This is a genomic window from Muricoprocola aceti (assembly GCF_025567005.1).
Taxonomy (GTDB): domain Bacteria; phylum Bacillota; class Clostridia; order Lachnospirales; family Lachnospiraceae; genus Marvinbryantia; species Marvinbryantia aceti.
Map to the genome: position 1 here is coordinate 201402 of NZ_JAOQKE010000004.1, position 21723 is coordinate 223124.

General features: G+C 42.9%; 19 protein-coding genes and 3 pseudogenes. All 22 read right to left on the reverse strand.

Going from position 1 to position 21723, the window contains the following annotated elements; all coding sequences use genetic code 11:
• Nucleotides 1-85 precede the first annotated feature (85 nt).
• Complete coding sequence (locus tag OCV47_RS06140) at nt 86-1939, reverse strand: ABC transporter ATP-binding protein (RefSeq protein ID WP_262654338.1); 1854 nt, start codon at nt 1937-1939, stop codon at nt 86-88.
• Nucleotides 1932-4136, reverse strand: coding sequence for an ABC transporter ATP-binding protein (locus tag OCV47_RS06145; RefSeq protein WP_262654340.1), 2205 nt, complete (start codon nt 4134-4136; stop codon nt 1932-1934). The genes OCV47_RS06140 and OCV47_RS06145 overlap by 8 nt, the downstream gene beginning before the upstream one ends.
• A 126-nt stretch (nt 4137-4262) precedes the next feature.
• Nucleotides 4263-4871, reverse strand: a complete 609-nt coding sequence (locus OCV47_RS06150) for a metal-dependent hydrolase (RefSeq protein ID WP_256297063.1) — start codon at nt 4869-4871, stop codon at nt 4263-4265.
• 17 nt (nt 4872-4888) lie between these two features.
• Nucleotides 4889-5845: an L-lactate dehydrogenase gene (locus OCV47_RS06155; RefSeq protein WP_117447657.1), complete on the reverse strand. Its 957-nt coding sequence runs from the start codon at nt 5843-5845 to the stop codon at nt 4889-4891.
• A gap of 18 nt (nt 5846-5863) precedes the next feature.
• The gene (locus tag OCV47_RS06160; RefSeq protein ID WP_262654342.1) at nt 5864-8488 is read right to left on the reverse strand and encodes an ATP-binding protein; all 2625 of its coding nucleotides are present in this window, start codon (nt 8486-8488) and stop codon (nt 5864-5866) included.
• 148 nt (nt 8489-8636) lie between these two features.
• Entirely contained in the window at nt 8637-9317 is a 681-nt protein-coding gene (locus OCV47_RS06165; protein WP_262654343.1) for a P-II family nitrogen regulator, read from the reverse strand.
• Between the two features lie 17 nt (nt 9318-9334).
• A complete protein-coding gene (locus tag OCV47_RS06170; protein WP_334308165.1) occupies nt 9335-10816 on the reverse strand; it encodes a DUF1538 domain-containing protein in 1482 nt (493 codons plus the stop codon).
• 184 nt (nt 10817-11000) lie between these two features.
• Complete coding sequence (locus tag OCV47_RS06175) at nt 11001-11984, reverse strand: Gfo/Idh/MocA family protein (protein WP_262654344.1); 984 nt, start codon at nt 11982-11984, stop codon at nt 11001-11003.
• Nucleotides 11985-12029: 45 nt separating this feature from the next.
• Nucleotides 12030-13499, reverse strand: a complete 1470-nt coding sequence (gene pap / locus OCV47_RS06180; protein ID WP_262654346.1) for a polyphosphate:AMP phosphotransferase — start codon at nt 13497-13499, stop codon at nt 12030-12032.
• A 49-nt stretch (nt 13500-13548) separates the two neighbouring features.
• Nucleotides 13549-13686, reverse strand: a pseudogene (locus tag OCV47_RS16000) (maltose acetyltransferase domain-containing protein); the annotation flags it as partial.
• A 203-nt stretch (nt 13687-13889) separates the two neighbouring features.
• Complete coding sequence (locus OCV47_RS06190; protein WP_262654347.1) at nt 13890-14180, reverse strand: phospholipase D-like domain-containing protein; 291 nt, start codon at nt 14178-14180, stop codon at nt 13890-13892.
• A gap of 111 nt (nt 14181-14291) precedes the next feature.
• Nucleotides 14292-15203, reverse strand: coding sequence for a GGDEF domain-containing protein (locus OCV47_RS06195; RefSeq protein WP_262654349.1), 912 nt, complete (start codon nt 15201-15203; stop codon nt 14292-14294).
• A 302-nt stretch (nt 15204-15505) separates the two neighbouring features.
• Entirely contained in the window at nt 15506-15721 is a 216-nt protein-coding gene (locus OCV47_RS06200; protein WP_240578167.1) for a PF20097 family protein, read from the reverse strand.
• Between the two features lie 16 nt (nt 15722-15737).
• A complete protein-coding gene (locus OCV47_RS06205) occupies nt 15738-16178 on the reverse strand; it encodes a helix-turn-helix domain-containing protein (protein ID WP_208913397.1) in 441 nt (146 codons plus the stop codon).
• A 102-nt stretch (nt 16179-16280) separates the two neighbouring features.
• A complete protein-coding gene (locus OCV47_RS06210) occupies nt 16281-16541 on the reverse strand; it encodes a hypothetical protein (RefSeq protein ID WP_262654351.1) in 261 nt (86 codons plus the stop codon).
• Nucleotides 16542-16928: 387 nt separating this feature from the next.
• Nucleotides 16929-17384, reverse strand: a pseudogene (locus OCV47_RS06215) (lysine--tRNA ligase); the annotation flags it as partial.
• Nucleotides 17385-17554: 170 nt separating this feature from the next.
• Nucleotides 17555-18421 (reverse strand): tyrosine-type recombinase/integrase, encoded by an 867-nt coding sequence (locus OCV47_RS06220; RefSeq protein ID WP_262654354.1) that lies wholly within the window; start codon nt 18419-18421, stop codon nt 17555-17557.
• Nucleotides 18422-18457: 36 nt separating this feature from the next.
• Nucleotides 18458-18628 (reverse strand): hypothetical protein, encoded by a 171-nt coding sequence (locus tag OCV47_RS06225; protein ID WP_173725598.1) that lies wholly within the window; start codon nt 18626-18628, stop codon nt 18458-18460.
• Nucleotides 18629-18721: 93 nt separating this feature from the next.
• Entirely contained in the window at nt 18722-18931 is a 210-nt protein-coding gene (locus OCV47_RS06230) for a DUF6462 family protein (RefSeq protein ID WP_118640798.1), read from the reverse strand.
• Nucleotides 18932-19017: 86 nt separating this feature from the next.
• Nucleotides 19018-19305, reverse strand: a complete 288-nt coding sequence (locus OCV47_RS06235) for a type II toxin-antitoxin system RelE/ParE family toxin (protein ID WP_262654374.1) — start codon at nt 19303-19305, stop codon at nt 19018-19020.
• 47 nt (nt 19306-19352) lie between these two features.
• Nucleotides 19353-19661, reverse strand: a complete 309-nt coding sequence (locus tag OCV47_RS06240) for a type II toxin-antitoxin system RelB/DinJ family antitoxin (protein WP_026649468.1) — start codon at nt 19659-19661, stop codon at nt 19353-19355.
• Between the two features lie 157 nt (nt 19662-19818).
• Nucleotides 19819-21692, reverse strand: a pseudogene (locus OCV47_RS16005) (AAA family ATPase).
• Nucleotides 21693-21723 lie beyond the last annotated feature (31 nt).

Genomic DNA, 21723 nt, shown 5'->3' on the forward strand with positions numbered 1-21723 from the left:
TTTCTTTCAACTCCCTGATATAGAAAAAGATACCGGCTGTCTGCGGTATCTTTTTCCTTCATACAATAAAATGTACACTCTGAGTTCATTCTGTTGTCACGAATTGAGCATTATACAGGCTGGCATAGAAGCCACCTGCACGCAACAGCTCTTCGTGATTTCCCTGCTCTACAATATCTCCATCTTTCATCACCAGAATCAGATCTGCATCCCGAATCGTGGATAACCGGTGTGCAATCACGAAACTGGTTCTTCCCTTCATCAGATTATCCATGGCTTTCTGGATCTCAATCTCCGTTCTGGTATCTACCGAAGATGTTGCTTCGTCCAGAATCAGGATCTTATTGTCAGCCAGAATTGCTCTGGCAATCGTCAACAGCTGTTTCTGTCCCTGTGATACATTGCTGGCATCTTCATTTAATTCCATCTGATATCCACCTGGCAATGTCTGTATAAAGTGATGGGCCCTTGCTGCTTTTGCTGCTGCAATGACTTCTTCATCTGTTGCGTCCAGCCGTCCATAACGGATATTTTCCATAATAGTGCCCTTAAACAGCCAGGTATCCTGAAGCACCATTCCAAAAGCATCCCGGAGCTCCCGGCGGTTAAAGCTTCGAATGTCATCCTGTCCCAGACGGATCTTTCCACTGTTCACGTCATAGAAACGCATCAGCAGCTTCACCATAGTGGTTTTTCCCGCACCAGTCGGACCTACGATGGCAATCTTCTGTCCTGGTTCTACATGGCAGCTGAAATCATGGATAATGATCTGATTTGGTACATAACCAAACTGTACATGATCAAAGGTCACTTCTCCAGTTACATTCTCCAGGCTGGCCGGATGCTCACAGGCCTGATCTTCTTCCTCTTCCTCCAGGAATTCAAATACTCTCTCCGCTGCTGCGGACATAGACTGTACCTGGTTGATGACCTGTGCGATCTGCTGAATCGGCTGGGTAAAGTTCTTCACATACTGGATGAATGCCTGAATATCACCAATTGTGATGACATTTCGGATAGCAAGAAGGCCCCCGATAAGAGCCACACAGGCATAGCCCAGATTTCCCACAAAGGTCATGATCGGGTGCATCATACCGGAAAGGAACTGTGATTTCCATGCGGAATCATATAAAATCCGATTGGTTTTCTCGAATTCTTCCAGTGTTTCTGCTTCTTTGTTAAACGCTTTGATAACCAGGTGGCCGCCGTAGACTTCCTCCACCTGACCATTGATCTGACCCAGATAATCCTGCTGTGCAATAAAGTATTTCTGAGACCTGTGTGTTACGAACTGGATCAGTCCCATGGAGATCGGCAAAATCACCAGTGCGATCAGAGTCATAAGTGGAGAAATGCTCAGCATCATAATCAATACCCCGATCAGGGTAGCCGTTGCCGTGATGATTGTGGTAATACTCTGGTTCAGTCCCTGTCCCATAGTATCCACATCATTGGTAATACGTGACAATACCTCGCCATAAGTACGGCTTTCAAAGTACTTCATCGGCATACGATTGATCTTCTCTGAGATTTCCTTTCGCATACGATAGCAGACCTTCTGCGTCACTGCTGTCATGATCCATCCCTGGATAAAACTGAAGACAGCACTTCCCAGATACAAAGCCAGTACAAAAAGTAAAATCTTTCCAATCCTGGTAAAATCTATACCACCCTGCCCCTGAATCTTACTCATCAGCCCTTCCGTCAGAGCTGTCGTTGCCTTTCCCAGTATCTTCGGACCTGCCACATTAAAAATAGTGGAGCAGGCAGCAAATATCATAACCAGCACAATCGGTAACTTATATTTTCCAATATAACCCATCAGCTTGCCCAGTGATCCCTTCAGATCCTTTGGTTTTTCTCCCGGGTGCATGCCACGTCCACCCATCATCCCTCTGTGCGGTCTCTGTCGGTTTGTCTGATTCTGAGTGTTATTCATGTGACTTCACCTCGCCTTCTTTTTTGCTGTCATCTTCCTCACTAAGTCCAAGTTCTCTGGCAGAAAGCTGTGATTTCGCAATCTGCTGATACACCTCACAGTTCTTCAGCAGTTCTTCGTGGGTACCTTTTCCCACAATCTTTCCATCATCCAGCACCAGTATCTGCTCTGCATGAAGAATCGTACTGATACGCTGTGCTACAATAATGGTCGTGCGGTTCTGTACTTTTTCTGCCAGTGCTTTACGCAGTGCTGCATCCGTCTTCAGATCCAGTGCAGAAAAGCTGTCATCAAAAATGAAAATCTGTGGATCCCTGGCAATCGCTCTGGCAATCGCCAGTCTCTGCTTCTGCCCTCCAGAGACATTACTTCCGCCCTGGGCTATCGGACTGTCATAGGCTTCTTCTTTTTCTTCAATAAAATCTGCTGCCTGTGCAATCTCTGCCGCCTGATGGATCTCTTCTTCCGTTGCTTCTGCCTTCCCAAAACGCAGATTCGACGCAACAGTTCCTGAGAAAAGTACCCCTTTTTGTGGCACAAAGCCAATCTCTTCCCGTAACTCGTGCATGGCGATCTTTCGAATATCTTTTCCATCCACCATAATCTCACCGCCAGTCACATCATAGAGACGTGGAATCAGGTTCACCAGTGTAGACTTACCACATCCGGTACTGCCAATAATCGCCGTAGTCTGTCCCGGTTCTGCCACAAAATTAATATCATGAAGCACATCCTCTTCCGCACCTGGATACCGGAAGTTCACATGCTGAAAACATACACGGCCAGAATGCTCATCCAGATGCTCTGGCTCTGCTGCGTCCTGAATAGAGGACTGAGTACGAACCACCTCATCGATTCGTTCAGCAGCCACTGCAGCACGCGGAAGCATAATCGACATCATCGTCAGCATCAGGAAAGACATAACGATCATCATCGCATACGTAATAAAGGCTGTCATAGCCCCCACCTGCATGGTACCGCCATCAATCTTATGAGCTCCAACCCATACAATTCCCACCGTAAGCACGTTCATAATCATCATCATTCCCGGCATCATAAAGGTCATCACACGGTTGGTAAACAGATTCGTTTTGGTCAGCTGCTTATTTGCTTCATCAAAACGTTCTTCTTCTTTTTTCTCGCGGACAAACGCCCGAATTACCGGCAATCCGGTCAGGATCTCTCTGGATACCAGATTCAGATTATCTACCAGCTTCTGCATCAGCTTGAACTTCGGCATAGCTACACACATCAACGCCATCACATAGCCAAGAATAACCAGAATCGCCAGAATAATGATCCATTCCATCCCTGCCCCTGTCTGCATTACCTTCAGGACACCGCCAATTCCTAAGATCGGTGCATACGCAATCATACGAAGCAGTAAGACAGATACCATCTGGATCTGCTGAATATCGTTCGTACTCCTGGTAATCAGTGATGCCGTAGAGAACCGATCCATCTCTGCGTTGGAAAAGCTGACCACCTGCCGAAATACCTTTTCCCTCAGGTTCATACCGATACCTGCAGCTACTCTGGAGGCAAAGAAACCTACCAGTACAGTTGCAACGCCCATCAGAAGCGCCATACCTGCCATCTTCAGTCCAGCTTTGATCAGATAATTCTGCTGAATCTGATGGATATCTATCCCTGCCTGCTTGTCACAGGAAACTGCATAGGCAATTCCCATGGATTTGACCAGCGAACTTCCCATGGTATCTACAGTATTCTCCACCTTCTGACGCAGTACCAGCAGGGTCTGTTCATCCATCCCATTTGCCATCATGGCTTTCATCTGCTCCATCTGCTGAGGATCTGCTTCATCCATAGTTCCCTGTTCTTTCATCTGAATTACCTGATAATTCATCAACAATGGAAGCAGCAATTCTTCATCCAGCTGATCCAGTTCATCTTCCGTCAGATCTGCCCGGTCATAGCAGTCTCCATCCTGTTCATAGATGCTCTCCCAGGTATCCTGTTCTTCTTCTGTCATAAACATCTTGGCTGCCTCATAATCCTCCCTGGTCATCTTCATGGGAATGACATGCTCCACGCCACTGTTCTGAATCCCCACATCAATAATATCTGAAGTGTAGGAAGGCAGAGACAGATCACACCATGCCTGTAAAAACAGTAACGCAAGAATGATGATGACAGACTTCCAGTAAGGTATCATATTTTTAAATATTTTACTCATCCTTTTTTCCTTTCTGTTTTATTTTATATAATTATCTAACACTGTTATATAATTACATTCGTTAAATAATAACACCGTTTATTTGTCCTGTCAAACAAATAAACGGTGTTTATATTTTTTTCATTTTTACAGACAAATTCTTTTCGCCAACATCCAGATCACTCTGATCATCGCCAGGAATCCTACTCCAAACAGCACATCATTGACCAGACCGGAGGAAGAAAGTATCCTTATTCCAAAGTACTTCTTTGCCGGAAAGAAGATCCGTTCTCCTTTTTTATTAAAAAAATCCAACAGCAAATGTGTGGAAAATCCCACTGTGAAGTAGCCAGCCGCTGCTGGAAGAAACATCCACAGACACCCAGTCAGAAGTGCCATAGCCAGAAAGGAATGCATAAAAGTCCGATGTCTGCTCTTCATTCCCATTGCGCAGATAGTAAGAAATGCCTGTACTGACAGCCAGATCCGTACCAGATTTACATGCTGTATCATACGGCTGTAAATCCCGATCTGCCAGATATAATCTGCCACTCCCACTGCGGCCACCGTCGATACCATCAATGCGATCATTTTATTGGCATCCCGGTGGGATCCTGAAGTTCCCACATCAATATCACTGATCACAGATCCAATCAGTGCTCCTGCTGTTCCTACTACTAATTCTGTCATGTTCCTCGGCTGCAGTACCAAAAGTCCTGTGGTAACTCCCACTACTGCATGTGTTTTTCCTAACATAAATCTGTCTTTTACAATTACTGAATCTGTCCAATAATCCCATGCAGGTATTCGTAACAGTGTTCCAGTCCTTTCTTTCCTTCTTCATCCAGAGGGAGCTGCAACACACGGTCAATTCCGTTTCTGGAAATGACACACGGCATGCTCATGGCCACCTCAGCCAGTCCATACTCCCCATCCAGTACTGTGGATACCGGCACAACTGCCTTCTCGTTTCTCATAATTGCACCTACCAGGCGGCAGACGCTTAAGGCAATCCCAGAACTGGTATATCCCTTTAATTCTACAATATCCAGTCCACTAACCTTCACCTCATGAAGCAGCTTTTCTTTATCAATCGGCTCCTCCAGTTCAAACTGTGACTGAAATTCAGAAAACGGAATTCCCACAATATTCACACAATTCCATGGAATAAAGCAGGTTCCCCCATGTTCTCCCATAACAAAACCGGTTACATTCTTGGCATCCACCTTGCAGATATCCGCCAGCATCTTGTTAAATCTGGCCGTATCCAGCAAAGTTCCTGTTCCGAATATCTTATTCATGGGATAACGGAATTCATGCTGTGCTATGTAAGTCAGAATATCCATCGGATTGGATACATTGATCAGAATCGCATCTCTGGTATAAGACACGATCTTCTTCATAGTCTCCCGCATCACTTCCACATTGGTCTGCAGAAGTACCATACGGTCTCTGGAATTACCAGGTTGAATACTCGGTCCGGCTGTATTGATAATAATTTGTGCATCTTCACACTCTTCAAAGCCTCCAACCCGGATATTCGTATTCGAACTGTAGGCAAAGGCAGTGGTATGGCTGGCATCCAGTACTACCCCCTGTGCCTTCTTCTCATTCCGGTTGATCACCACAATCTCATCAGCCAGATTCATGCGAAGAATGGAATCCAGTATGGCAGATCCCACATGACCTGCTCCAATCAATACAATTTTTCCATAATTTAAGTGCTTCATTCTCTCTCCTCTTTTCTCTTACCGACATAATTTTTTCAATAGATCTGTCAGCTTCTGATAGTCCACCGGCTTGGCCAGATGTTCATTCATACCTGCCTTGAGACATTTCTGAATATCTTCATGGTAAGCATTGGCTGTCACCGCTATTATTGGGATCTCTCGAGCCTGCGGATGATCCAGCTTGCGAATCGTTCTGGCTGCTGTCGGGCCATCCATCACCGGCATCTGCATATCCATCAGTATCGCATCGTAGGTACCAGGCGCAGACAGACGGAATTTCTCCACACACGCCTGACCATTATCTGCCCGACTGCACTCCATTCCCCTTATGGTCAACAGTTCTTCTTCTACTTCATAACTCAGATCATTATCTTCAGCCACCAGTATCGATAACTGCTTCAGACTGTCATCCATATTTTCCTCTTCCGGATATTCTGGTGCTTTCTCTATCCACGGGAAGCTGAAGGTCACACAAAATCTGGTTCCATGCTCTGGTTTGCTTTCCACTTCTACGGTGCCATCCATCAGATCGGTAATCTTCTTAACAATCGCCAGACCCAGACCACTTCCTCTTACTTTATTCACTCTGGTATCTACTGCTCTGGAGAATTCCGAATACATTTCCTTCATGAATTCTTCCGTCATACCAATTCCTGTATCACTGATCACAGATATCAGCTGTACCTTTCCAGGTTCTTCCGCCGGCTTTTCATATAATTCAAAGGACACCATTCCACCATCCGGTGTATATTTTATGGCATTGGATAACAGATTCATATAGATCTGCTCCAGACGCAGCTGATCTGCCAGCAGACACGGATGGAAAATATCATGCTGTACACACTGAAATTCCAGTTTTCGCTTTAATATACCTGGATCCAGCATTTTCTGGACACTTTCAAACAAATCTGCAAGCTGCATCTCTTTTGGATGGATCTCAAGTTTACCACTCTCGATCTGCTTGAGATCCAGTACATCATTTACCAGGTTCTGAAGATTCTTTCCTGTCACACTGATCTTATCCAGGCACTCCTCTATCTTCTCTTTCTCCCCCGGATGGGCTTTCGCCACACCAACCAGACCGGTAATCACATTCAATGGTGTACGGATATCGTGAGACATACGCGACAGAAACTCTGACTTAGCCTCATTTGCTTTATTTGCTGCATCCGCAGTCATAATCCAGTATTGCTCCCGGCGTTTCTGGTCACTGATCAGACTTGTTACATAGAGCACATTCTCTACTTCTCCATATTCATCTCGCTTTTTCACGATAAATCTGGCCAGATGCCAGTTGTCATCCTGCGCCAGATATTCTATGGCAATGGTCTCTTCTTTCTTCATTCGCTCTTGCAAAGTAGACAGATCAAAGAATTCCATCACACGGTCACTGTACTCGGGTGCTACAAACTTGCGGCACAATTCCGTCATGCGGTCAGACGCTTTTCCACATGTTCCGGACAGTGAATGCACTTCACTGTCACTGGACACTTCTTCATAAAAGTCCTTTTTCAGATCAATTCGGTAAATGGCAAAATAGATCTTGCTGATGGCAGAAATGATCTCATTATTCAGTCTTGCCTCATCCAGTGCCTTCTTCAGCGCCTGTTGCTGTATTCGTTCTTCCAGAATAATATCATCAATATGCCGAAAGCCCATGATGATCATCCGCTCTTCTTTCTCTGTCTGCACTCTGGTAATCTGTACTTCAAAGAACTCTTTTCCATATGCATTCGGGAAAGTATGATAACGATAAGAGATCCGCTCTTTCCTCTTCAGTTCTTCCATCAGATTTTCTGCACTCAGCATTTCTAAAAAATGCGGATACTCCTCTTTGATTACAAAACGATCATAATAATCCTTCAACAGTCTGGAATAACAAATGATCTTTTTCTCTTCTCTGCCTACCAGCTCGGTAACATTCGATTTTTCCCTCAGCTTGATAATCTCAGCCCAGTCTGCCCGCAGATCCACCATATACACTGATGTGTATTCATAGCAAAGTACATTCAGAATATTTCTTTCCCGCTCCTCTATCTGAAGGCTGTTCTCCAGTATTCTCTGCTTCTTTTTCAGAAGACTCATCATCCGAATGTTTTCCCTGTTGCTGCCCAGATGATTCCCCACCAGATTCAGAAGCTGCAGCAGGAGTTTCTGATCTTTCATAGATGGATTATCCAGCCCAATGAATCCGGTCAGCCTGTCCTTATAAAAAATCGGCACTGCAATTTCTGAATAAACATCCTGTATTTTCAGCATATTGTATTCTGACGGCATCTGGTCTGCAATCTCTTCCAGATCTGGAATCACAATACTGTCGCCTTTTTCAAAAGTCTTATTCCAGTAAGGCATCATGATACTCGGCACATGCTGCAAATATTCCATCTGCGGCTCTACCCCTTCTGCGCACCATTCATAAGAGTTGGTATATTCTGTCTTTGTCTCTCCGATTCGGTCAAATACAAAGACTCTCTCTGCTTCTGTATACTCTCCAATGATCTTCAGCGTCGCCTGAATGGCATCATGTAGTATCTCCTTATCTTTTTCCTTATCAATCATCGAAAGCTGGCGCAGAATTGCTTCTACCTGATTCAGTCTTTTCTCCATATTATCAAATAACTGATGACTGATTGATCTGCTCATATAGACTCTCCTTTATGCGCACTTCCTGACTTCACTTTTTCATTCTTTAGAGTACCATTTTTTCGGTTTTTCGTCAATGTAAAGCAACCCTTCCATCTGCTTCTAAATCTCCTGATTCGCTCTGTTTATTCGGCAGAAACAATGGGAACTACAGTTCTTCTAACAGCCTCAGTCCTGCGGTTTCCGTGACCGGAAGTGAAAATACAATGGCTCCTGCCTTTGTTCCAATTCCAGTCTTTTCCATAATAGCATTCATGATAGCATTTTTTTCTTCTTTCTTCGAGACGATAAAGATCACTTCTTTTTCCGAGACAAGTGACACACCCAGAAACTGTTCTGCCCGCTTCATTCCTACCCCTTTTCCATGAAGCACCGTTCCGCCTGTTGCGCCTCCGGTTCTGGCAGCTTCCATGACTTTTGTGGTATATCCGTAATTGGCAATCGCTATAATCAGTTCATGCTTTGCATCCTTCAATTCCGTTTCCTCCTCTTTTTCAAATTCCTGTCCATCCAGAAAAAATGCCAGTGTCCGCTTTCCACCAATACTGGAGAGCGGAACCGTAAAGGCAATACCCGTTCCCGGAATATCAATCTTCATTTCTTTCTGCAATCCCTTTTGCATCTTCTGCCAGATTGGTTCTGTTATTATTGAGAAAAAAATACCTTTTTCTTCATCTTCCATCCCCAGACAATCCAACACCTCACTGGATGCAGTTCCTCTTCCAAGAGAAATCGTCCCGGTTTCTACCTGATGTGTTTTATAAAATTTTACAAATTCTGATATTTTTTTCCGACTGCTGATCGTAACCAGCATCAATACTCTGTTCATATCTGTGCTTTCCTTTCTCAGAATTCAATGATTTCATCATCCTCATACTCTGCAAACAGTTCGGAAATATCCACCTGGTATTCCACACCGGTACTTCTGTCGGCTGACTGTGTTTCTCTTCTCACGTACAATACACCCAGAATCTGTATCGTAATCAACGGTGTCATAGCTACCATCGCTACTACACCAAAAGCATCACGCACTACATCTCCCCCCATGGCGATACAGGCTCCCTGTGCCAGTGGAAGCAAAAATGTCGCAGTCATAGGTCCGGATGCCACACCGCCTGAGTCAAAAGCAATCGCGGTAAAGATCTTTGGCACCAGAAATGTCAGTCCCAGCGCAATGACATACCCTGGTATCAAAAACCACAAAACAGATATTCCTGTCAGTACACGAATCATGGAAAGTCCTACTGATACCGCAACACCAATAGATAAACTGATCTGCATGGCTTTTCCTGATATAGCGCCATCGGTCAGTTCTTCTACCTGCTTCATCAGCACATATACAGCCGGTTCTGCTTTTACAATGAAATATCCGATCAGCATACCGAGCGGTATCAGAATCCATGAATACGGAAGTGCTGCCAGCACTGTCCCCAGTGCATTTCCGGCAGGGATAAATCCCACATTTGCACCTGTCAGAAACAATACCAGGCCAATATAGGTATATACCAGCCCAATCAGTATTTTGCTCAGCGTTTTTTTCTCCAGCTTCAGAGAAAACATCTGGAAAAGTCCAAAGAAAACCGTAATCGGAAGAAGGGATACCGCAATCTCTTTCATATAATCCGGAGTTGCCTCAAAAAAGAGTTGTCCCACTTCCACTGAAGTAGCAATATTCCTGCCGATTTCCGGTGAAAAGCTTCCTTCCGTCTGATACACCAGACTTAAGATCAGAACCGCAAGAATCGGTCCAATCGAACACAACGCTACCAGACCAAAGCTGTCATCTTCTGCATGACGGTCATTTCGAATTGCAGAAATACCCACACCCAGAGCCATGATAAACGGTACCGTCATCGGTCCTGTCGTTACACCTCCCGAATCAAAGGCGACTGCAAGAAAATCTGCCGGTGCCAGCATTGCAAGCAGAAAAATAAGCAAATAAAACAAAATCAGCAGTGGTGCAAGCGCAAAGCCCACCAGGATACGGATCAGCGCAATTGCCAGAAATAAGCCTACCCCCAACGCCACTGATAAGATCAATACCATATTCGGTACAGAGGGTACCTGCCGTGCAAGTACCTGAAGATCCGGCTCAGATATGGTAATCATCATCCCCAGCACGAATCCGGTTCCGATAATAAACCACAGCTTTTTGGTTTTTACCAGATTACCGCCTACCCGTTCTCCCATTGGAGTCATGGATACTTCTGCTCCAAGAGAAAAAAACGCCATGCCGATAATAACCAGCACAGCGCCTGTCATAAATTCCACCATAATGTCAGGGGAAAGAGGCGCTATCAGAAAACTCAATATCAGTACTATCACCATCACCGGAAGTACTGCCTTTACGGATTCCTGCGCCTTCTCTCTTATCTTATCTTTTAATGTGTTTCTGTGTGTCCGTAATTCTCTGACAAATTCTTTTCCCGCCAACGAAATCCCCCTTGTCTCATAATCTGCTGCTGTTTGTTGGTTTCCATTCACACCTTTTCTCTGTCAAACCGTATTCTTCTTAATATCCTATTTTCTCAAGAATCTGATCGGTTATACGTGCATTTGCCAGAGAGAATTTCTTCGTGACCAGCGGACTTTTCTCACCTGCCACACATCTTCCCATCTGTTCCACTTCCAGACGATAATTTTGTGGTACCGATACTTTTTTGATCTCTTCTCTTCCATCAGCGTCTGTCACGATATAGCTTAATTCTCCATCTCGGTTAAACGCAAATTCTATTCCCTTTATACTTCCTTTTGTTCCATGAACTTCCAAATGGTCAATTCGCTTATCCTGATCGGTAGCCAATACCATTCCACAGGTAAATACTGCCTTTTTACCATCCTCATACTCCATGACAACCGAGGTAAGCTTATCGATGTTATCTTCTGAAAAAATAGCACTTGCCTGTATCTTAACCGGTTCTTCCTCCAACAATGCTAAAGACAGACTGATATCATATACCCCAAGATCATAGGTACATCCCCCCAGTGTTTCTCTTCGCATCCTGATATTGCTCTTGTCATAATCGGAGGTAATAAATTCAGATTCCATATAACGGATTTCTCCAATTGTTCCCTTCTGTATTTCTTCTCTGATTGCAGCAATGTATGGGCTGTGCAGATACGCAAACGCTTCCATCAAATACACATGTTTTTCTTCTGCTGTGGCAAACAGTTCTTTCGCCTGTTCTTCTGTCGGTGCCAATGGCTTTTCACAAAGCACATGTTTTCCACTTTTCAGTGCCCTGATCGTCCACTCATAATGCAAAGTATTTGGAAGTGGAATGTACACTGCTTCCACTTCCGGATCCGCAAGCAGTTCCTCATAGCTTCCGTAAGCTTTTTGAAAATGATACTTTTCTTTAAACTGCTCTGCTTTTTCCATATTTCTTCCGGCAATTGCATACAACTCACAATTGTCTGCCTGCTGCATTCCCGGAATGGTACATCCCGCACCAATATTGGCTGTTCCCATAACGCCCCATCTGATTTTTCTCATGATTATTCCCCCATAAATTAATCTATAAATGTTTTTGACATTCCTTTATTTCAATGCTTTCTCAATCGCTTCAATTACAATCTTCAATGCCTTTATTCGTGCATACTTCTTGTCATTTGACTCAAGTACATGCCATGGCGCATAGGTTGTATTCGTCTTTTTCAGCATTTCATTAACTGCGCTCTCATACAAATCCCATTTTTCTCTGTTGCGCCAGTCCTCATCCGTAATCTTCCACTGTTTCTCAGGTGTATTCTGCCGATCCTCAAAGCGCGCAAGCTGCGTATCCTTGTCGATCTGAACCCAGAATTTGATAATAACGGCTCCCCAGTCTGCTAATTCTTTTTCAAACTCATTCATTTCATTGTAGGCTCGCTGCCACTCGTTTTCATTACAGAATCCTTCTAGTCTCTCAACCATTACCCTGCCGTACCAGGTACGGTCGAAAATAGCAATATGACCTGTCTTTGGAAGGCGGTTGCAAAATCTCCACAGATAATGTCTGGCCTTCTCATGTGGCTCCGGACTTGCTATCGGATGCACTTCAAACCCTCTCGGATCAAGTGCCTCCGTAATTCTTTTTATATTTCCGCCTTTACCAGCTGCATCCCAGCCCTCATAGGCAATGATCACCGGAATCTTTTCTCTGTACAGCCTGTTATGCAGCTCACTGAGCTTTGTCTGTAGTTTTTTAAGCTCCTTTTTGTATTCTTCTTCAGAAATCTCCTTATCCAGGGAAATTTCACTTAACTTTGGTATTTTTTCCAACGGAAAAACATTCTGTAAAAGAGGTACCGCAAGATCACTGTTTTTTAACGCTGTCTCTATGCCACTGACCAGCGTTTCCAGAACCTGAAGCTCTGCCCACTTTCTGTTTTTCGCATCTATGATATACCATGGATCTGCCGCAGCATTGGTGTCATTCAGATATCTGTCAAATACATGAAGGCATTTATCATAATGTTTATTCTGCCAGTCATCATTGCGGCTGACACGCCATTCGGTATTCTTATCAGCCCTAAGATGCTCAATTCGCTTTTTCTGCTCCTTCTGACTTATCTGAAAGAAAAATTTCAGAACAAGATACCCATTATCTGTGAGCTGGCGTTCAAAGCGCTTTACACTCTCTATTTTTTTCTTATATTCTTTTTCTCCCATGCGCTCGTGCAGACAGTCATTTACGATCTCGTCCATCCAGCCGGAATCAAGAAACTCAAACTTTCCTTTCTCCGGAATTTTAATAAAATAACGGTAAAAGAACGGCTTACGTCTTTCTTCCTCTGTCGGCGCATCCATGGTCGCAACCTTAAAGAAACGTGGATCAATGTTTTTTATTACTTTACCAAGTACACTGCCTTTTCCGGCGGTTCCCCAGCCTTCAAACAGTACCAGTACCGGCAATCCGTGTTCTTTTATCTGCATCTGCAGTGCAGACAGCTTTGCTCTTGCCGTGCTCAGACGTTCCTCAAGTTCATCTGTTTCAGGTATTTGTGGTTTCGTCCAGTTTTCTAACATAAACTACCTCCCCGGTCATACTCAAATTCAAGTCGAACGCATGTGAGACCTGATTATAATCTCTAATCAGATCTTTTGCCTTATGCCACTGTGACAGCAATTCTGCATCTCCGTAATCATACAGTTCTCCTGCCAGCATTTTTTTCTTTCTGTCATCGCCACCTCTGTCAAATACATCGTCAGACATTTCATCACAGTTTAACTTTGATACACAAATAGTCGGTTCATTTCCTCTTGCCATGGATATTCAAATTCCAGATATACAATTTCTTTTCCAAATCGTGCGAATCTGTCTTTCCAGTACTTTGTAGTTGTCTTCATTTTTCATTCACTTTCGATTTCATATCAGCACATTCATTTTGTAGTGAGTTCTGAACTGTTACATTCTATCTATGATGATGATAATTCACATGAGCCTGCCATGTCAATGTGTTTATCATCATAAACTTTTTCCTGATATTTTGCGCCATCTGTTTCCTGACCATTTGCAAGTATTTCCCTGCTTTTTTCCATATAATCTGCTTCTGTTGACCGAATCTGCTGATTTAGTTTTTTACTGTCGATTACCAGCATCAGCTCTGTATCCAGATACGTGCTTCGTATATCCAGATTATAGGAACCCACCACAGAAAGACGCTCATCAATCAACACTGCTTTCTGTAAAAAGCGGTACCAGCACATTTATCAGTATGATCATCCGTAATAAACAGATACAGACTTTCCATATTCGTTTTAATCGTTTTTTATTTTGCCCCTCCTGAGACAGGCAAGTCCACCCCACTGTATATTGTCTTACTCCATATTACTGCGTTTTTTTCTCGCGTTCTTATATTGATACATATCCCGATCGGCTCTTTCTTTCACCTCAACAATGTCCTCACCTGAAAACGAGGCTGATCCATAAGAAACGGTAGGTAAAAATGTGATCTTCCTTCGTTTCTCCTCCATACACCATAAAAATTCCTGTCTGCACTTGCCTTCCTTCGCACTGTTTTTCAGCAATACACAAAACTCATCTCCACCTATGCGATAACAATAGCCATCGTTTGCGTAGACCTTTTTGATGCATTCTGCAATCTCAGCCAGACAGACATCCCCTTGCACATGACCATAGTGGTCATTAATCTGCTTGAAATCATCCACATCAAACACCACAAGTACTCCTCCATTACATCGTCTCCCACTAGTTCGCTTCAGATAGCTGTTCTGGTTTAAGAGCCCGGTGAGCGCATCCAGTTGATTCCACATCTCATTACAATAAATAAAATATAATACAGACAGTAACGTTACACATAACCATGTAACGCGAAGTTCAGGAAGGGCAACCTGGATGATTGTCTCCGCCATCACAAAAAGAATCAGCGGATAGATCAGCAGTCTGCTGCGGTTCTGATACTCCCTGGCCGTGACAATCGTAGATACCGAAAGGTACAAAATCGCCCCGAAATACATGATGACATATATGTAAAAATGTGGACCTCGTGAATAAATATTATCTGCGTTCACGGAGAATACCATTCCGTATGGGATAGAACAAAAAAGAAATATCAAATATCCTATTTCACAGCACATCGCTGTCCTGATTTTACGTCGAAAAACTGTTTTTCTGTCCAGGACATACACAAGACAGATCGACACTGCCGGTGCCAGACCAAATCCCAGATAGTTGGCTGCAATATTCAGCCAGCGATAGCCTGACGGCAAGCCGTCCACTGTAAGCCTTACTATGTCTATATGACTGCAGGTGCCAACAAGTTTCTAAGAATCTACTACGGACGAGTGAAAAAATATCTTTCATCTCTTCCAGAATCTTAATTATCCACTAATATTTTCAGACCAGCACTGGTGTGGTGGTCTTATTTTGATACCCAATTTCAACCTGTATAAAATTTTCAATGTTCTTTCAATTTAGCCTTGACTTTTTATTTGCAGGCTCGAAAAAAATAACAGCCTTACGTTTGATTTCGTAAGACTGTCTCATAATTTCTTTATTGAATTGTAACTGCTTAATACTTAAATATAACTGTTTTGCACTCTTCACAAATTGAAGCAGCTACCCTTGTTCTATGACTTGGTTTAAGCTCTGTGATTTTCACAAAGCCCTCTGCATTTTTCGCATTTTCGAATACTCCCGGTACTTTATTTGCAAAGCTAAAAGCACCATCTTTGCTGCAAAACAAGTATCCATCACGCATCTCTTTACCACATTCAGGGCATTTCATTGTATGCACCTCCATTTCATTCATTTGTCATTTGCCTACTCAATTTTAATGCTTCTTGCACTCGCTGTTCAAAGACATCTGCCTTAACAAGAGCAATGCCTTCTGCATCATCTCCGAGAACAACTAATCTGTCGCCTTCATTTAGTTCAAATGTTTCCCTTGCCGCTTTCGGTATTACAATCTGACCTTTGCTGCCGATAGTGACTGTCCCCCATAAATGCTTACCTATCGGGGCAGGAGCAATCTTTATATCATCGACTTTATTGTCCTGATGAACAAGTGAATCTATCGTAACACCATAGTATTTTGCCAGCTTGTCACACTTATCAATATCAGGATAAGTTTCTCCCTGTTCCCATTTAGAATAGGACTGTCTGGAAATTCCTATCACTTCTGCGACCTGTTCTTGCGTCAGTCCTTTGATATTACGAAGAAATATCAGGTTATCTGCCAACACTTACTTCACCTCCTCGTCTACTAATATTATACGTCTGAGAAAGTACACTTTCCACCATACAAACTTGTCAGAAAAGTATTTTAAATGTTAATTTTACCTGCATTACTCAGATATCTTCTTAGCGACAACAACAAGCCTGCCATTGTTTCTTGAATGTTCACAAGTAGGAATGATCAGGTCGCCTTTTTCATCTCCCTGATATCCTGTAATTTCCGCTGTTCCATCGTCTAACACGATATACAGGAAATCACTCTGTGTTTCTTCGATATTTTCCTCTGCATATGTCTGTATTGGATCCACAGTTTCGCTTTCATCCAATATCTGTTCTTCTACAATGCTATCTTGTACACTCTGCCCTTTCACTGGCAGCATTCTGCAAGTATAGTCGTTGTCCGTACAGGAACTGGCTATGCTCTTACCATAATGTTGATTATTTGTAATTATTTATCAGCATGGTTACGCTTTCTTCTTTCCCCTTCTTTCTTTATCCACATTCAGCCCTTTCTATCCACAGAGACAGGGTACTCTTTACAGACTCTCACTGATTAACAGTCATTAACCGCCCTGCACAAGTACATAGATTTTCCTCATTACAATAACCCCAAAAAGAGACAGCCGATCAAAGTTGTCTCTTCTTCTACATAATTCTTTATAACTTTTTCTAAATCTCGTTCCAATTGGTACATAATTGGTACAGATGTCTCGGTTTTGTCCGTTTTGACCTCTGTTTTTACCAATATTTCTTCCCTCTTAGTACAGCTTTGCACCTGCCGGGATATGGTCATCAACCATCAGAAGATGAAGTTTTTCTTCGCCCTCTTCCTCATGGATTGCACTAAGTAACATTCCACAAGAATCAATTCCCATCATAGCTCTTGGCGGCAGGTTAGTGATAGCGATCAGTGTTTTTCCAACCAGTTCTTCTGGCTCATAATAAGCGTGAATACCGCTTAAAATGGTACGATCTATGCCTGTTCCATCGTCCAGAGTGAACTGTAACAGCTTCTTGGATTTCTTAACTGCTTCACATGCTTTTACCTTTACAGCTCTGAAATCTGACTTGCTGAAAGTATCGAAATCAACCATTTCTTCGAATAGTGGCTCAACTTTTACTTTGGAAAAATCAATCTTCTCAACTGGCTTTGTTTCCTGTGCAGCATTGTTTGCTTCGTTCTTTGCTGCCCCCTGTGACTTCATTGTCGGAAATTTTTTTGATTTTTCTTCATTACCCTTCGTGATTCTTCGCTGAGCTATTCCTATTAAATTGTCTTCTCTTCATCACCATTCATGATGAATCATTGTCAAATCATATCTGTTGTCAATTTGATGTCATTTGGTTATTTCTGTTGTCAGATGAAAGGGTTCATAAGCCCTTCTTAAAATACATCCATTGTTGCAGCCAAATGTTCAAATGTTTCCTGTTTTTTCTCCTCTGTCGCCTCTGCATAGATATCCATAGTGGTCTGGATATCCTTATGCCCCATGATCGACTGGATAACCTTCAGGTTGGTTTCTCTTTCACAAAGCCTTGTACAGAATGTGTGTCTCAAACTGTGCGCTGAAAAGTTCGGCAACAGCACCGGCTCCCGATGCTCTTTCTTTGCTTCTACTTCTTCCGTCGCATTATAGGCAGAAGATATTCTCTTGATTGCCCGATTGACTGACTGAGCATTCATTACATTTCCATAACGGTTACAGAAAACAAAGCCTGTCATCCCGTCAATCTCTGCATCTGTCCAGCCATTTTCTTTCTGCTCTTCCCAGATCATTTCAAAAGCATCCTTCACAGCCAGTTGAAAAGTGGGATGTAATAACGTATGAACTGTTTCCAGTGTGTTAATCTGCAATTCCTGTTTCTCAATCAGGTGATTGTAGAACTGCACCACATCAGAATACTTAATTTCTGCTATATTCCGCTTTCCAAATGTGTCCCGGATAAATCGGTCATACATATAAAGATAATTACTCTTGGTTGTCGGTTTCAGATTGCTTTTGAGACTCATATAACGGTCAAATACAAAATTTACAGTCGCCTTTCCTGCAACGTAGATATCCAGACCGTCCATCTGATCTTTCATAAGCTGTGCTTCTTTTTCCCGAAGCGTTACAAGGTCTTGTGCATAAACATACTTACGTCTTCCAAGGGGATCTGTATAAGTATATACATACCTATCATCAGAACGTCTCTGTGATTCACCTTTCCGCAGGACTCTGCCCCGCAGATCTTTTCTTGTCTGTGCCATATAAAATCCTCCTTCAAATAAAGGAAGGACTTCATGTTATTCAGGTCTGTTCAATATTTTTTCCAGTCCCTGCAGGACAACTTCTGTCACAGTCATTTTGTGTTTTCCGGCATAATCACAAATACGCTTATACATAGAATCTTCCACTCGGATACTCAATACTTTCTTTTTTACATTGTCCGACTTTGGTCTTCCTGTCTTCGCCATATCTGTTCTTATTCCTCCACATCTTCATTATAGTTTTCGTATGACAAAAAGTCAATCCCTGTTTTTCGTCCTTCCACAGTTTTCTTCTCTCCACTACGCAATCCGGAATGTCTCCAGATACTTTTCAAATATCTCACAGTTTACAAGAGCAACTTTGTCAATCTTATACACTGCTTTGGCTTCTTTCGCCAGCTCCTGGAATTTCGTCAGCCCAATGCTGTAAAGCTCTGCCCCTTCCTGATAACGGACAAATTTCTTCGCTATTTTCTTTGTTTTCTCTACATCTCTACGTGCATATCCCATACACGGCACCTCCTTTTTTGCATGAAAAAAGCAGCTAACCTATTTTTCATAGACTAACTGCTCATGTTTTAGTTCCATATTCTGTTTTAATTTACTGAAACGTATTCTGTTTGACTTAACTGTTTATGAACATCACGTCCACCATACATAATTCGCACTACATATACTATTTCAGTTTCTTCATCTGTTTTGTAAAATACCAGATAATTACCCACCGGAAAGAATCGAAGTCCTCTTCTGTGCCACGGTTCTTCCTCATAGAGCCGATTTCTGTTCGGCATAGTATCCAGCTTCCGAATTGCCGTCATAATCCGCTCTGTCTGTCCTGCAGCATTCTCCGGAGCTAACAGTTCCTCTGAAATATATCTGAAAATATTTCACAGATCTTTCTTTGCTCCTGCTGTATACATCACTTTATATTTCATATACCAAATTCCCGTTTCATTTCTGCTTCAACTTCATCTGCTGAATACACTCTGCCAGCCTTAATATCTTCCATGCCTTTTTCTATTTCTGCATTGAACTGTTCCTTTGTCAGAGAGCCATATGCAACAGGCTCCTCATAAGCTGGAAGTTTCATCTCAAAAGGAATTCCTCTCTGGAGTACAATCTGTCTCAGAAACATTCCTACTGCATTGGACATTGGAATTCCAAGTCGATCAAGCACCTGCTCTGCCTGTTCTTTTACTTCAGGTTCGACACGTGCAAATACATTTGCTGTTCTTGCCATAGATATCGCCTCCTCTTTTTTCTTCATTATATCTTGTTTGATTGCAAGTTGCAAGCGTTTCGCAATCTATTTTCGTAATTTCATACACCGGCAGACGGCAGGTGGCAGATAGGGTATCTATAAAAATCTGCATTTGCTTCGATGACTCTGCCACCCATCATTCTTTTAATCGAATACTATTCTCCTGCTTTTCATTTACTTGGTACTCCAACTCATTCTTCATTCTGCTTCTCACATCACGCATTGTTCGCCCGGAAATCCCCTGTTCCTTTGCTTTTTTATCTAATTCCCTGATTGAAATTTCTTTTTTATCAGCAAGCAGTTCCCTGATTAACTTTGCCCCTCTCTCCAGCTTTGTTTCTGTTGCTTTTCCTTCTTTTCCATCTAACAATTCATCTGCGGAAATCTCATAGGCTCCCACCCATCGGAAGCCTTCTTCATCTCCCAGTTTAAATGCCATCGTCTCCCCCGGTGGTGCAAGAGAGCTTTTTTCATGAATCAATACCCTTGTGGTTGGATCTTTTCTTACTTTCCAGATGAAAATCAAGCTTCGCACTGCTGCCATAATATCAATAGAACCAAGTCCTCGATACGTGCTCTGCGTCCCGGAAGATTTATTCAGATGTCCAATCAGTACAATGGCACCCCCGGTCTTCTCTGCAATCATTCCCAGTTTTCGGAACACCGGACGCACTTCATTCGCACGGTTCATATCCACATCTGCTCCAATAAACGCCTGTACCAGATCAATAATTACAAGCCTCACATGGTTCTGCCTGACCGCCTTTTCAATTCGATCATCGGATGAAGTCAACGCTTCTTCCGAATCATCAATCACCATAACCCTGCTTAGATCAGCACCTGCTTCCACCAATCTTGGCTTAATGGTATCGCCCATGCCATCCTCCGCAGTCTGATAGATTACATTGAATGGTTCGATATCTTCCATATTCGGAAACATTTTTTGGTTGGTACAGGCTGCCGTAAGCATCATTGCAAAATAAGTTTTTCCTTCTCCCGGATTGCCCTGAATGATTGTCAGTTTTCCAAATGGAATATAGGGGAACCACAACCAATCCACACTGGTCTGCTCAATATCTTCATAACACAACATCGGCACCATCTCTTCTGATTCCGGTACTTTGATTGTGATTGTTTCTGCAATTGCTTTCTTTCTGTCGGCGTTTTTATCACAGAGAATTTCGTTCCAGTCTTTTCGTGATGGTTTCAGACGAATTACACTGTACCCTTCCAGAATTTCTTCTGCCAGTTTCTCACAAGCCTCATTCCCTGCCTGGTCATTATCCAGGCACAGGAAAACAGAAGTAATTTGAGGGGTTCAGAAAGAAAAGTCATCAGTGCCGAACTGGAGACTCCACCCAGACTCAGATAGCTACGTTTCTTCCAATCTTTTGGAAATAACTGGATAAATGAAAGCAAACCAATAGCTGCTTCAAATACAAACAACTGATTATCCGTTCCTCTGTAACCGAATCCATAAGATTTATCAGAACCTACTACATCTCCTCGATATTTTATTTCACCAGTTCCCCGGCAGTGTGCATATCTCGGAATACTATCTGCATCTCTGCCGACAAATACAACATTATGACGCTTCTTTTCTTCGTATATATCTCCTCTGGCAATCCATTCCATTACCAAATTTTTCTCAAGTGCTCTGCTTTCTGTCAGATACTTTACGATCAGCTCATCATCCTCATTTTTCTCTGGTAATCGGAAGTCTTGGGACGGGGCGGGGCAGGACTTCTGCTTGCCTTCGCCTTCTTCCCCGATCAACATCTTCATTGTTTCCGGAAATGTAGCATTATAAAACTCCATCACAAAATCCACAGGATAACCGCCCATACCCTGACTGTGCCGATACCATCGATTTCCGGATATCGTTACACTGTCATGCTTTTTCCAACGGTATTCCCTACTACTTTTCACCAACTGTTCCCCTTGTGCGTTCAGAAAAGACACAAGATCGGTCTGGTTTGCTCTTGCAATCTGTTCTTCTGTATACTGCATTTTCATCATCCTTTCCTGCCTGTCCTGCTGA